Origin of the sequence: Streptomyces venetus (genome assembly GCF_039540295.1) — a bacterium.
GTDB lineage: Bacteria > Actinomycetota > Actinomycetes > Streptomycetales > Streptomycetaceae > Streptomyces > Streptomyces venetus.
In genome coordinates this window covers 461,192-475,333 of sequence record NZ_BAABET010000006.1, presented here as the reverse complement: position 1 = coordinate 475,333, position 14,142 = coordinate 461,192, and the positions used below count along the sequence as shown (strand labels likewise).

Here is a 14,142-nt window from a genome sequence, read left to right as displayed (position 1 = left end):
CCGAGGGACTACGGTCGGCGACCCCTGGGGGGTGGGGCGAGACCTGGGCGCGGGCCCGTCAGACGGCCTCGATCGGCGGATACTCCGGCAGCCACATGGCCGCGAGCACGCGCTCCTCGATCGTGTCGTCGACGGGCTCCCGGGCGACGCCGTCGGCCACCGCCGCGCGCGCGACCGCCACGGCCACCGCCACGGAGGTGTCGCGCAGCCGGTCGATCGGAGGCAGGATCGGCGCGCCCGGTGCCGTGGCGTCGGTCTGGTCCGCGATGGCGCGGGCCGCGGCCACCAGCATGCCGTCGGTGATCCGCTCGGCCCGGGCGACGGCGGTGCCCAGTCCCAGGCCGGGGAAGACCAGCGCGTTGTTGGCCTGCCCGATGTGATGGGTGACGCCGTCGGTCTCCACCGGCGCGAAGGGGCTGCCGGTGGCGATCAGGGCCCGGCCGCCGGTCCAGGCGAGCAGGTCGGCGGGGACGGCCTCGGCGAGCCGCGTGGGGTTGGACAGCGGCAGGATGACCGGCCGGTCGGTGTGCGCGGCCATGGAGCGGACGATGTCCTCGGTGAAGGCGCCGCCCTGCCCCGAGGCGCCGATCAGGACGCTCGGGCGAACCCGGTCGACGACCTCGGCCAGCGGCACACCACCGAGGTTCTCGTCGTGCCGCCAGTCGGCCACTTCGGCGCGAGGACGGGCGAAGGGCAGCTGGAAGTCCCGCAGCCCCTGCTGGCCGTCGGTCAGCAGGCCGTGGCGGTCGACGGCCCAGATGCGGCCCGCGGCCTCCCGCGGGGTCAGCCCCTCGGCGATCATCGCGTCGCGGAGCTGCTCGGCGATCCCGACACCGGCGGTACCGGCGCCGAGGAGCACCACCCGGTGGTCGCGCAGCGCGGCGCCGCCGGCGCGCACGCCGGAGAGCACGGCGGCCAGGTTGACCGCGCCGGTGCCCTGGATGTCGTCGTTGAAGGTGAGCGTCTTCTCGCGGTACCGGTCGAGGATGCGGCGGGCGTTGGACGAGCCGAAGTCCTCCCAGTGCAGCAGGGCGTCGGGGAACAGCTTCGTGGCCGCGGTGACGTAGGCGTCGATGAAGGCGTCGTAGCGGTCCCGGTCCACGCGCGGGTGCCGGTTGCCCAGGTACAGCGGATCGTCCAGCAGCTCCTGCCGGTCGGTGCCGACGTCCAGCATCACCGCCAGGGTGCGGGCCGGGTCCACGCCGGCGGCGGCCGTGTAGACGGCGAGCTTGCCCACCGCGATGTCGATGCCGCCCACCCCCCAGTCACCGATGCCGAGGATCGCCTCGCCGTCCGTCGCCACGATCAGGTCCACGTCGTCGGCGCCCAGTCCGGAAGCCCGCAGGGAGCTCTCGATGGCGTCGGGGTCGTCGACCGAGAGGTACACGCCGCGCGGGCGGCGGTACTCGTAGCTGTAGCGCTCGATCGCCGTACCGACGGTCGGGGTGTACACGATCGGCAGCATCTCGGCGAGGTGGTCGCCGAGGAGCCGGTGGAAGAGGACCTCGTTGCGGTCGCGCAGCGCCGTCAAGTAGACGTTCTTGGCGAGGTCGTCGGGCTGGGAACGGAACTGCGTGTAGGCGCGGGCCGCCTGCTGGTCCTGTGTCAGCACCTGCGGCGGCACCAGGCCGACCAGCCCGAGCTCCTGCCGTTCCCGCCGGGTGAAGGCCGTACCCCGGTTCAGCCGCGGACTGTTCAGTACGGCGTGTCCGCGCGCGCTCGTCCGGATGACACCGTCGACGGTGCTCCTCTCTGTGCCCATGATGACTCCTCGAAGGTCGGGACCGGTGCTTGTTCCAGACGGTCCAGACTGTGACCCCGCGTCGCATGCGTCCAATGCCTGACATTGCGAAGATCCATGCACTGACTGCATTCGAGCCCTGACCTGCGGGTTTTCCGGGGGATGCGGAGTCGGTCGAGCCGCGCGGTGTGATGGACGTCGCCCTGCCCGGGGGCCGGGGTTCACCCATTCCGGATCAGTGCCCGGGCAGTCGGCGACCGGCTCGCGGGCGACGACGCGCCGCGCGGAGATGGCGGAGTGAGGGCAACTCCTCGGCGTCCGGCGCCGGGGCGCACTAACTCGGCTATGGCTGAGTACAGTTGCATATCTCATGCCAGGGCCCCGGCGGGAGTTGGCGGCTACAATTGTAGGGTTGCCTCTGCCGGGGTAGAGAAGGTGCAGTCAGGTCTGGCGTCTACCGCGGCGGAGTCGCGCCGCGTCGATGTGGGGGGCGACTCATGGAGCGGTCGGAGGAAGTTCTCCAGTCCAATCTTCCCGAACTGGCTGATTTGCGGCTGTCGCAGATCGACGAACTGCCATCCGCGGGACTCCGGGCATCGGTGCGAAAGTTACTGGAGAGACTCGAGGACGAGCAAGAGCCGCTCTACTCCTTCAATGCAAACATATGAGCGAGCCCCTGGGTGTTTGTACACATGGGTTGCGGCGAGCGGACTTGGACCAGCTCGCCCGAGGCGGCAACGACGTTGCGACGATGGAGCGCCTGTGTGAAGCGGAACGCAGCAAACACCTGCTCCTCTTTCACGGCGTCATCGACGAGGCCGCCCGGCGCTTTCCTGCGGTTCACGCCGAACTGGAGTTGACCGGCGTCTGGGAGTCACTGGGACGCGTTCAGTGGAAGGCCCCCGACGTTTTCGGCAGGATATCTCAGATGCCGCAGTTGGGGGCGTGGGCTGTCGACTGTCTGAGAAGCGTGACTCAGGCGGATCAGGCGACTCCTGCCTTGCGGGAAGATCTGGCCCGGGCGGGGACTTTCGCAGCCGCTGGCTGCATCTGGGCCGGCATTGATTTTGATCTGCCGTTGGTGGTGCCGGACGCTCGGCTTGTCATTCCAGGTTTTGCCGCGATACCAGTTCCGGTACAGGGGGATGTCCGGCTTCGGCGTCGTAGTGCCCGCCTGGAGATGGTGGCAGGTGGGGCACTCTCGGTGTTATCTGAACCTGTGCCGTTGAGAGTATGCGTCCGGGACAGGGAGTTGTCGCTGTCTGTCGATCTCGACGACACCACTCCGTATCTGGATCGCTATCGGCATCGCCGGATGAATAGACTGAGTCCGCTGGAAATTCGGAGGTGGTCCAAAAGAATCGAGGGTGCCTGGCGCATTCTGACCGAGCACCATCCCGACACGGCGGAAGCCATGTCTGTTTCCGTGCAGACCATCGTTCCCCTCCGGCCCGACCTGGCGGGGTCGACTGTGGCTGCCACCTCGCCCGCGGTATTCGGGGCAATCGCTACATCGCTGGCGGCCGATGACTTGACATTGGCCGAGACCCTGGTTCACGAGTTCCAGCACCTGAAGCTGTGCGGAATTCTCGATCTCTTTCCGTTGGTGGTGCCCGGGGACGGAGCACTGTTCTATGCGCCTTGGCGGGACGATCCGCGCCCTGCGCGGGGACTCCTGCATGGTGCCTACGCCTATCTCGGCGTCACCCGGTTCTGGCAGGTGCAACGTTGGCGCATGCCGCAAGACCAGGCGTTGCGGGGGCATGCGGAGTTCTTCCGTCGCTGCGGGGAGACCCGGGAGGTCGTCAAGGGCTTGCTCGTCTCGGATCGGCTCACGGCGGAGGGAAGAGGCTTCGCCGAGACGGCGGAGCAGCAGTTGCGTCGGTGGCAGCGCGACCGTGTGCCTGACACAGCACGCCGCCTTGCCTCGGCTGCCTCCTACGAGCACCGGACGACGTGGGAGGCGCGCCATGTCTCGCTCGATCCCGAGCCGGTCGCTCGGCTGGCCGCCGCGTGGAACGCCGGGAGGACTCCGGATCCGGCCGAGTGCGCTTCTGTTCGGCGTCGTGTCCAGCCCGCACACCAGCGACCCGCTCATGCCAGGGGATCCCTGCTGACCATGCGTTATGCAGATCCCGAGCGCTTCCGGGAGCTGCTGGAGGAGGAAGGACCGGACGGGTGGGGGGCGTTGCGGCTCAGCGCGGCGGATGTGGCGTTGCTTCGAGACGACATGCCTGGTGCGATCAACGCCTACCGGGCCGAGATCTGTCGGCGCCCAGCGGAGCCGGAGGTGTGGTCGGGTCTGGCCATGGCTCTGGCGGACAGCATGACTGACCCCGCTGCCGCATTCCTGCGTCGCCGGATTCCGCTCGTCTTCGCCGTGCATTCGGCCATTCACGACATCACGGGGAGCCGCATCGACCCGCTCGAACTCGCGGGTTGGCTGGCCGGCGCCGAGGCCACGGAGAGCTCATCATGACGATGGTTCCGTTTCGACAGTTCGTCCTGAAAGTGCACAGCCGCTGCAACCTGGCTTGTGACTACTGCTACGTCTACGAGATGAATGACCAGTCGTGGCGGCACCAGCCGCGCCGGATGAGCGTGACCACCATGCATCAGGTGGTCGAGCGGATCGCCGAGCACGTGGACGCTCACCGTCTGCCGTCACTTTCCTTGATTCTGCACGGCGGCGAACCACTGCTGGCTGGAACCGGGTTCCTTGCCGCGCTGGTACGGCGGCTCCGCGAGAGAGTCCCGGCCCAGGTGGACGTGAGCATGCAGACCAACGGAACCTTACTCACACGGGAGCGTCTCGAGGTTCTCGCCGGTCTCGAGGTGAGGATCGGCGTCAGCCTCGACGGTGACGCGGGGGCCACCGACCGGCACCGGCGCTTCGCCAACGGCGAAGGCAGCCATCACCATGTCGACCGGGCTCTGCGACTGCTGAGCGGAGAGCGCTTCCGAGGCATGTTCGCCGGCCTGCTCTGCACCATCGACCTCAGGAGCCCGCCACTCGCGACATATGAGGCGCTGCTGGCGTACGCGCCGCCCGCAGTCGACTTCCTTCTCCCGCACGGCACGTGGACGCTGCCGCCCCCGGGACGCGGTGCGGGCACGACCGGCACACCGTATGCCGAGTGGCTGCTCGCGATCTTCGAGCGGTGGTACGACCAGGCGGAGACCTGGGTACGGCTGTTCGGGGAGATCACTCAGGCGGTTCTGGGCGGAACTCCCGCGGTCGAGGGGCTGGGGTTGCGGCCGTCGACCGTCGTGGTGGTGGATACGGACGGGTCGATCAAGCAACTCGATTCGCTCGCGGCCGCTCACGCGGGGGCCGCGGACCTCGACCTGCATGTGGCGACCGACGCGTTCGACGCTGCTCTGTCGCATCCGCTCACCGGACTTCGGCAGGGCGGCGCCGACTCGCTGGCCGCCGTCTGCCGGAGCTGCCCGGTCATGCGGACGTGTGGCGGCGGACTGTTCACGCACCGGTACCACCAGAAGGGCGGGTTCATGAATCCGTCTGTCTACTGCCCGGATCTGCTGCACCTGATCACGTCCATACGGAGTCGGGTGTCGGCGGATCTGGGCTGGGCTGTTCAGTAGGGCTCGATGTCGATGCTGATGCGCCCGCGCTGCTGCGCGATCCGGGTGACCGGATGTTCCACGGAAAGGACCTCCTCGTAGCGGCGGAGGACATCGGCCCGCAGGTCCTCCGCTCGCCGTGTGTCGCCCGTGGCTCGCCGGTCGAGGCTGAGGTTGGCTCCCATCGCGAGGGTGTCCGGGTGGTTCTCGCCCAGGACGCGGCCACCGGCCTCGTAGCAGCGCTCGCCCAGCTCGAGGGCGCCGGCCGTGTCTCCGACGGCCGCGAGGTCACTGGCCAGGTTGGCGGTCGCCTGCAAGGTGAAGGGATGCTCGGGGCCGAAGACCTCGCTCAGTCCCTGCACCGCGCCCTCGTCCAAGATCCGTGCCTCCTCGGGGTTGTTGCGCCTGAGGACCAGGGCGAGGTTCACCATGGTGGCCCATGTGATGTCACCCTTCGGGCTGTCGAGTTCGGGGCACAGCGCCAGTGTCGAGCGTCCGAGTTCTTCGGCTTCGCGGAGACGGTCGGTGACCCTCAGGTCGTTGATCAGGTTGATCTGGGCCCGCAGGGTGTAGCGGTGCTTCTCGCCCAGGAAGTCCAGGTATCGCTGGACCGCCCTCTGGCTCTCCTGGAGGGCGTCCTCGTAGTGGCCGGCCTTGCGCAGCGCGACCGCGAAGCTCTTCTGCGCGTTGAGCGAGTCCAGCGTTTCCGGGCCGGTGCGCAGCGCGAGGGCGGTGATGACGTCGCGAGCCACGTCGAGGGCGAGATCATATTGGCCGCAGCCCCGTAGGTCGTGCGAGATCGAGTCCTTGGAGGTGAGGGTGCGCAGGTTGGTGGGTCCGAGGACCCGTTCTCGCTCGGCGTAGGCCCGCTCGTCGTGCTCCAGTGCTTCGCGGAACCGGCCCAGCCGCCTGTAGTCGGCGCCCAGGTTGTTGCGGACGTTGAGCGTGCGGGGATGGTGCGGGAGGAAGACACGTTCGAACAACGGCAGCAGCTTGAGGTCAAGTTCGAGTGCGTCGTCGAATTTCCCGAGCGCGCGCAGGTCGCCGCCGTAGCTGTTGGCGCAGATGAGGGTGACTTCGTGGTCCTCGCCGAAATTCCTGGTGAGCAGCTCCAGCGCCTCCTGGTTGAGCTCTCGCGCCTCTTTGGAGCGCCCTGCCAGGCGCAGGGCGATGCCGACCTCGACGGCGAGCTGGAGGACGCGTTCGTCGTCGCGTCCCCATGTCTCGCGCCAGACCTTGAGCGCCGCCTCCCCCAGGCGCAGGGACTCTTCGTGTCCGCCCCGCAGGTGGAGGCGGCGGACCTGGTCGACGATGAGCTGGCGCAGATCGGGGTTGTCGGTGTGCAGGGCGCCTGCGGGCACGAGGTGCTGCAAGGACCGTTCGTACTGGGCGTCGTTGCTCTCTCGATCCGGGTTCCGCGGGTTGGTGGACGCGAGGAGGGTGTGGACCGCTGTGCGGTACGCCTCACAGTCCTCCGGACGTTCGATGGCGATCTGTCCGCGGGTGACGCGCTGCACGACCCGGTGCACGATCAGCACATTGCGCTTGCCGTCCGCCTTCGCCAGTGAATAGCGGTGCAGCCGTCGTGCGGCTTGCCGGAAGCGCCGGGTGTCCGCGAGGACTTCGGCAAGGGCTTCCGGCGCCCGCACATTCCTGCCGCCGGTGAGGAAGAGTTCCTCTGCCATGGGCTCCGGGGAGAAGAACGCGCACAGGTTGAAGAGTTCGGTGGCGTCCGGGCCGAGTTGACGGCTGGAGATACTCCATGTGGTGGCGACGACACGGGGATAGTCCATGTCGACGTGTTCGCTGAACAAATCGTGTGCGTTCTCTTCGAACATCTCCAGATAGGAGCTCGCCGACCTTTTGGTCTCGGCCAGATAAGCAGCGGCATGTTCCGCCGCGATGGGCAGATTGTCCAGCGCACGTGCCAGGCGTACGGCATCGTTGTGGCGGATCCGCTCGGACGCCCGGTCGATCGGCCTGCCGTGCTCATCGCGTGCTGCCAGGTCGGGAACCCTTTTGCGGAGGAATTCGACGGTTTCCTCTTCGGAGAATTGTGCGACTTCGATGCCCTCGGCCTTGGTGTGGCGACGCCACTGCTGCTCGCGCGAGGTGATGATGACGTGACCGTGCGGCCGGCCCATGGGCAGGTAGCGTTTGACGACCTCGGGCTGCGTCGCGTTGTCGAAAATGAGCAGCCACCGGTCGTAGGGACCGCTGCGCAGTGCGTCCATCACCGTCCAGATCGACTTGTCGCGCTGCCCGTCGGTAGAGGCGAGTCCCAGCCGCTTTCCCAGCTTCACGAACGCGTCTCGCATGCGATCTTCATGTTCCGAACGCACCCACCACACCAGTTCGTAATCCTTGGCGAACCGGTGCGCGTACTCGGCGGCAATCTCCGTCTTGCCGATGCCTCCGAGGCCGAACACGGCCTGAGGGGGCTGGCTCAGCACTTCGACGGCGGACGCTGTCAGCCGCTGGCGCAGTATCCGCAGCTCCTCCTCCCGCCCTGTGAAGTGTGGATTCCGGGCAGGAATCTCGTCGCCAAAGATCAGACTGCGTGCGAAGGCTTCCACGAAGCCGCTCCTTGGTCGTTTATCGATCGAGTGTTTTCGGACGGTGTGGCTCCGATGGGAGGAGGCCACATGCCACTGGGCGGGCTGTCCATGCTACGTCGTTTCCGGTCTGCGGGGGACGCGTGAGTCTGGCTTCGCGTCAATGATTTCTGCTGGCTCACTCGTTGGGGTGTTACCGGTGAAACGGGATGTGTTCCTGCGAACTCCGGTCCCTGTGGGGTTCCGGCCGGTATGTTGTGCGTCGCCACAGTGATCTGTCGGCCTGGCAGTTACGGCCGCGACGAGGTTTTGACCGAGGGCTTGAATGCGGCGTTCGCATAGCGGATGGCGGCGTGCGGAGGAGGTCATTTTGATTGACAAGGTGAGTTGTCGAGGTGGACACTTGTTGATCCATGCCTCGTTGGGCAGTCGACGAGATTCAGGCGGCCACCTGCTTGGAGGCGGCCATGAGTGAGGCGCCGATGGACTCCATGGCGGAGAGCTCCGGCACCAGAGGACCGACGCATACTGAATTCGCGCCGTGGTACGACTTGTCGATGCCGTACAGGGAAGTGATGCCGTCACCGGCGCAGCGCGACGAAGACGCGCCACGTACTTCCGACCAGCTGCGGGTGGCTGCGGAAAGGGCCTACTGTGCGGGGGATCTGACGTCGGCGATGCAGCTCGCCGCAGCTGCCGGTGCCGGCTACCGCGAAGTGAACGACGAATGGGGAACCGCCGACGCTCTCGCTCTCTGCGGGGCTATCGCCCGTTGCGCGAGAGACTGGCCCACGGCTGTCGAGTACTACCGCGAAGCGCTGTCGGCATTCACCATTGTGGATGACCTGTCGTCCGCGGCACGGGTCTACCGATCTCTCGCCGAGGCTTTCTTCACGGCCGGCGATTTCGACGAAGCGGCCGCCGTGCTGCATGAGGGTTTGACCGTTCTCCCCGACGACCCGGTGCTCTTGAGCGGTCTCGGATACTCCTTGTGGTACGCGGGGCACGAGGCAGACGCCCTGGCCCACCTCAACCGCGCGCTGGCCGTCGACCCGGACAACCGGGCCGCGTTGTTCGCGAGAGGGCAGATCCACGCCGATCTCGGCCGGCCGCGTCTCGCCCTCGCAGACCTCGACCGCCTGCGTGGCTGCGCCATTGACGAGGCGCACCGGCGTGCCGATCTGAAGTCCGCCCGAGGGATCAGTCTGATCGCCCTCGGCCGGACAGCGGACGGCGAGGCGGAACTGGAGGATGCCCTCCTCCTTGTCCCGCACCGGGCCAGAACCCAACGGCGGGTAGCCGAAGCCCGGCTGCGTGAAGGAGACACAGAACGGGCTCGGATCGCCCTGCACGCTGCTGTCACCTCCCCCCAGCCGCTGCCGTCCGCGCACGCCGACCGGGCCCGACGGCTGCTCCGCCGGATGCCGTCGGCAACCGTGTGACCATGAAGACCCAGCACCGACGCGCGCTGCTCGTCGGCATATCCGGCTTCATGACTCAGGGACAGGGAGCCCTGAGCGACCTGGATTTCGCTCCCGCCGCGATCACGGGTCTCGCGACGGTCCTCCGCGAAGGATTCGGCTTCTCCGTCACAGAGGTCACCGAGCAGAGCATGACCGCCGTCCGCCTGGGCCGGCTGGTGAAGGAAGCCCTGGAGTCCGCCGAAGCCGACACCGTCCTCCTGGTGCACCTGCTCACCCATGGCGAGGCCAGGGACCAGGCCCTCTACGCGCTGGGGTCCGACGCCGTACCGCACGAAAGCACGGAGATCGGCGGATGGCTGACCGGGCTGCAGCATGTCGACGACCGGCCGACCGTACTGTTCACGCTCGACCTCTGCAGCTCCGGTACGGTCACACGACTACCGTGGCAGTCCGCCTACGACCGCACCGGCCGCAAAGGCTGGGTGATCGCGGCCTGCGAACCCGACCGGGACGCTTTCAACGGCCACTTCACCAGGGCCCTCACCGACGTTCTGCGTGACATAACGGAACAGCGCCTGGACGTGGCGCCGCACCTGCCGTACGTCCCGCTCGGCACCGTGACGGACGCGGTCCGCCGTGCCGTCGTGAAACTGGCGGACGCCCACAGCGTCTACCGTCAGTACGTCACGGCCAGCAGGGTGGAGGTCAGCGCGGAACAGGTGATGCTGCCCCTGTTCCCCAATCCCGCCCACACAGCCGCGGACATCGGCCCTGACGAGCCCACCACTCCTACAGCCGGCCGGGCGGTCGTCGCACCGCCTGCCCTTGACGCCGTCATCGAAGAGCTGGAACACGGGCCGGACCTGAGGCACTTCGTCGACTCCGCGACCGGACTGGAAGGGTGGCAAGGGGCGGTCCAGCACGCCGGAGGCTTCACCGGCAGGGCATATGAGCTGCGCCGCCTCTCGCGCTGGCTGGGCGGAGACGACCCGTCACCGATCTCCGTCGTCACCGGCAGCCCCGGCGCCGGGAAGTCCGCGCTCCTGGGCGTGCTGGTGTGCGCCGCACACCCCCGCCTGCACCAGCCCACGCACGTCATCTGGGCCACCGCGGCAGCCACCCCCACGCCCGTGCCGAATCTCGCGGTCATCCACGCCCGCGACCGCACGCTCACCACCATCGCCTCGTCACTCGGTGTCCAGCTCGAGTTGGGTCCGCTCACCCCCGACCAGCTCCTGGCGACCCTTCAGACGCTGCGGCTTTCCCAGCCGCCGACCGTGGTCCTCGACGCGCTCGACGAGGCCGCGGACGTACAGGCCACCCTCACCTGGCTCACCCGCCTCATGGCCCTGACACGCTCCGACGGGACCGCTGCCGTCAGGCTTCTCGTCGCCACCAGGGACTACGAGGAGACCACGGAGCTGCGCGCCCGAGCCTCCGCGGCGGGGTGCTGCTTCGATCTCGACGACGTCGCACCGGCCGTGCTCCTCGCAGACCTGCACGCCTACGTGAGCGGGCTCCTGCGCGCCGTCCCCGCGCTGCGGGGCCGCCATCAGATGAGCGGAGCGTTCGCGGGCGCCCTGGCCGACACCCTCGTCGCGCACCGGGGCAGCGGATGGGGCGAATTCCTCGTGGCCGGCCTCTACACGCGCCACTTCACCGCCCTGTTCGACCCGAGCCTCGGAAACGACGCGGCCGAAGACTGGGGCAGAGCCGCACCCCGCACCCTGCCCGAGGTTCTCGAACTCCACCTCGCCGGCCCGACCACGCATCCGTGGCTTCAGCCCGTCCTGACGGTCCTCGCCCACGCTCACGGCGATGGCATGCCGGCCTCCGTGATCCAGCGTGCCGTGGCTGCCCTGCACCCCTCGACCGCCCCGTCCCTCGCGGACGTCCAGGAGGCACTCTCCGCCGGGCACACCTTCCTGCGCCGCTCCATCGACACGGACAGCATTCCGGTCCACCGCCTCTTTCACCGCGAACTCACCCGGTACCTCCACCGGGAGGAGCAGTCCAAACCGGTCCTCCACGCCCTCCTGGACGGACTCGGGCCAACCGGCCGCCGCCAGTGGTCCGCCGCCGAGCCCTACGTCCTGCGGCACGCCCTCACCCACGCGGACGACTGCGGCGCGGCGGCGGACGTCGTCGGCGATCCGGGCTACCTGCTGCATGCCGACGCCGAGAACTACGGGCCGTTCCTCGAAGAACCGGTACGGCGAGTGGTGACACGATGGCTCAAGGTGCGGAACACCCTTGAGCGGCGTCCCGCTCTGGCCCTGTCAGCCGTCGAGGAGAACGAGCCCGCCTTCGCCCGCCAGGTCGCGACCCTCCCCGGTGAACCCCCCTTGTCCTGGCTCCCCCTGTGGACAGCGGGTCGGGAAACGAGCGCATCCGCGACCGGTGCTCCCGCCGTCGCGGCGCTCACCGCAAGCGGCGACCTGCGAACCTGGAACTGGCAGAAACCGCAGGCCGAAGCCCTGACCACGGCGACACCACGCGCACTCGCCTTCGGCCGCGGCAACGGGTGCAGCGTGCTGATCATCGGGACGTCACAGGGAGAGATAGCGGTTGTCGACCGCGAGGGGCGGACGGTTACGTGGGCCGCGCAAGGGGATGCCGTCACCGCCCTCGCCGCCGCCGACTACGTGGGAGGGTCACTCGTCGTCAGCGCGACCAGCGCCGGTGAGGTGACGGCGTACAACCTGCGGTCGGGCGGGCGGGTCGGCCCGGTGGTGACGGTCCCCGACGCGCCGCCCACCACCCTCGCCGCCGTCGGTCACGGCACCTTCATGGCAGTGGGCTGTACGTCCAGCGCCGGGAGGCTGTGGAGCTGGCACAGTGGCGGTCCCGACGCACCGTCGCCCCGGGAATGGGCGACGGAGTCCCCCGTCCGCTGCGTCGCCGTCGGACATTCCGCCGGGCGTCTGGTGCTTCTGGCGGGCTGCGCCGACGGGACGACGATCGTGTGGGACATGCAGAGCTACACGCGAAAGCGCGTACTGCCCACGAGCCGCGCGGCGGTGAACGCCATCGCCCTGGGACGGACGGGGGAGCACCGCGTCGCCGTCATCGGTGGTCAGGACGGCACCCTCGCCGTGTGGGATCTCGCCACGTTCCGGCCCGTGGGCGAGCCGATCCGGGTGGACGGCGACCCGATCCGGGCTGTCGCGCTGCATCACACCACCGACGGTGATCTGTGCTGCCTGGTCTGTGCGGGGTCCACCGCACTGTGGAACCTCGACCGGCGTACACGGCTCCAGGACTTCGGGCAGCACGGTGTGCATCATGCCGTCCTCACCGGCCCGGACGCCCCACCCGCCCCTGCGGCTTCCGCGGCAGCTCCCAAGGTGACCGGCGTAGGGATCCTCACCGTGAAGCACACCCCGGCCGGCTCGGCGGACATAGCGGTCTACGCCGACGACGAGGGCACCTGCTTCGCGGTGGACCCGCTGACCGGACGGCACATCCGTGAGCCTCTTCCCGGTGACGGCGCCCCTGTCACAGGCATCGAGCACATCGCCCTGGGCGGCGTCCCCGTCGTCCTGCTCCGGTCACCTCGACGCTGCCGTCTCTGGGATCCGTCCTCCGGCGCGCACGCCATCCGCGTCCCCTGGGAGGAGCCGAGTCGGGGGCCCACCGACCCACGCCTGACCACCTGCTTCGTGGACGACGCACTGCTCACCGTCCACGCCGGTCCCGACGGGCACCTCAGAATCGGTGACCGGACCACTGCCGACGGCCACCAGGGCGCGGTCACCGTCATCGTGGCCACCCGTCTGTCCGGCCGGCCTGTCGCCCTGTCCGGTGGCACCGACGGCGTCCTGCGTGTCTGGGACCTCAAGGAACGCCGGTGCGTGGACGAGATCGCACTCGGCCAACCGATCTTCGCCCTCGCGCCGAACGGCGAAGGAATCGTGCTCGTCGGAGCGGGAGAGCGCGTGTACGCGCTCCAGCACCTCTCTACGCCCCCCGGTCCCCGACGAACTTCTTGATCTCCCCGATCAGTTCCGCACAGCGCAGATAGTTCTTCGCCTTGTGCGGATCCACCCGATGAATGCTCGCGACATGGTCCCTGGCCACCCCGGAGAAGCGCTGCGCGACGCCGCCTCTCGGCACCGCCACCGGATCGCCGAGGTCGGCGATGTTCACCCACTCGACCACGCCGGGCGGCCTGGCCCCACGCCCCCGCACAGGCGGTATCAGTCTGTCGAACACGACCGTCCGCATGGCCAACGGGCTGCCCAGCGTCACCAGCAACTCGACGCGCAGACCGGAGTCCCGGCTGAGCGCCTCATAAGCCACCACACTGCCGAGGGAATGAGCCAGCAGCACTCTCGGCCGGCGCTCGCGCAGCACGGCGGCCACCCGGCCCTGCGCCTGCTCACGTCTCTCGGGAAACGCCGGATCGAAATACGCCGCCAGTTCGCTGACCGTCGCGGTGACGACCGACAGCGCCCGCTGCCCGTACCGCTCCGTGAACCACTCCGTCATCGAGCGCACCCCGGACGTGAGGCGCCCCTGACTCGCCAGCGGCGCGGATGCCGACCCTGGCTCCCCTGTCCGGACCTCCTCGATCCACTGGGCGAGCAACTGCTCGGCGAACGGCGTCAGCCGGGCCGGTCCCTGCGCGCCCATGCGGTCACCCCGGAAGACGCAGTCGGCGTAATAGGCGACCGGACACGGCTCCTGGACGAAGACGCCGCCCGCCTTCCTCAGCCCCTGTCCGATCCAGCTCGACCAATCCGCCTCGATGGCCCTGAGAGCGGTCGGCAGGTCACCGGCCGCGTCCCTCAGATACCCGTAGTTGCGGATCCCGTGAACCCCCGCCAAAGCGCCG

At 68.7% G+C, this 14,142-nt stretch carries 7 protein-coding genes; 4 read left to right on the top strand and 3 right to left on the bottom strand.

Annotation, left to right across the window (positions count from 1 at the left end; genetic code table 11):
• Window positions 1-58: 58 nt before the first annotated feature.
• On the bottom strand, window positions 59-1,762 hold the full coding sequence (locus ABEA82_RS22175) for an NAD-dependent malic enzyme (protein ID WP_345663318.1): 1,704 nt from the start codon (window positions 1,760-1,762) through the stop codon (window positions 59-61).
• 691 nt (window positions 1,763-2,453) lie between these two features.
• Here ABEA82_RS22175 and ABEA82_RS22170 point away from each other — a divergent pair.
• Complete coding sequence (locus tag ABEA82_RS22170) at window positions 2,454-4,220, top strand: HEXXH motif domain-containing protein (RefSeq protein WP_345663317.1); 1,767 nt, start codon at window positions 2,454-2,456, stop codon at window positions 4,218-4,220.
• On the top strand, window positions 4,217-5,347 hold the full coding sequence (locus ABEA82_RS22165) for an FxsB family cyclophane-forming radical SAM/SPASM peptide maturase (protein WP_345663316.1): 1,131 nt from the start codon (window positions 4,217-4,219) through the stop codon (window positions 5,345-5,347). The genes ABEA82_RS22170 and ABEA82_RS22165 overlap by 4 nt, the downstream gene beginning before the upstream one ends.
• On the opposite strand, the gene fxsT is transcribed toward ABEA82_RS22165, so the two are convergent.
• The gene (gene fxsT, locus ABEA82_RS22160) at window positions 5,341-7,971 is read right to left on the bottom strand and encodes an FxSxx-COOH system tetratricopeptide repeat protein (RefSeq protein WP_345663315.1); all 2,631 of its coding nucleotides are present in this window, start codon (window positions 7,969-7,971) and stop codon (window positions 5,341-5,343) included. The two genes, ABEA82_RS22165 and fxsT, sit on opposite strands and share 7 nt — an antisense overlap.
• Window positions 7,972-8,348: 377 nt before the next feature.
• Between fxsT and ABEA82_RS22155 the strand changes: the two genes are divergently transcribed.
• Window positions 8,349-9,323: a tetratricopeptide repeat protein gene (locus ABEA82_RS22155; protein ID WP_345663314.1), complete on the top strand. Its 975-nt coding sequence runs from the start codon at window positions 8,349-8,351 to the stop codon at window positions 9,321-9,323.
• Window positions 9,324-9,325: 2 nt separating this feature from the next.
• On the top strand, window positions 9,326-13,297 hold the full coding sequence (locus ABEA82_RS22150) for an AAA family ATPase (RefSeq protein ID WP_345663312.1): 3,972 nt from the start codon (window positions 9,326-9,328) through the stop codon (window positions 13,295-13,297).
• Here ABEA82_RS22150 and ABEA82_RS22145 read toward each other — a convergent pair.
• Entirely contained in the window at window positions 13,266-14,135 is an 870-nt protein-coding gene (locus ABEA82_RS22145) for an alpha/beta hydrolase family protein (protein ID WP_345663311.1), read from the bottom strand. The two genes, ABEA82_RS22150 and ABEA82_RS22145, sit on opposite strands and share 32 nt — an antisense overlap.
• Window positions 14,136-14,142 lie beyond the last annotated feature (7 nt).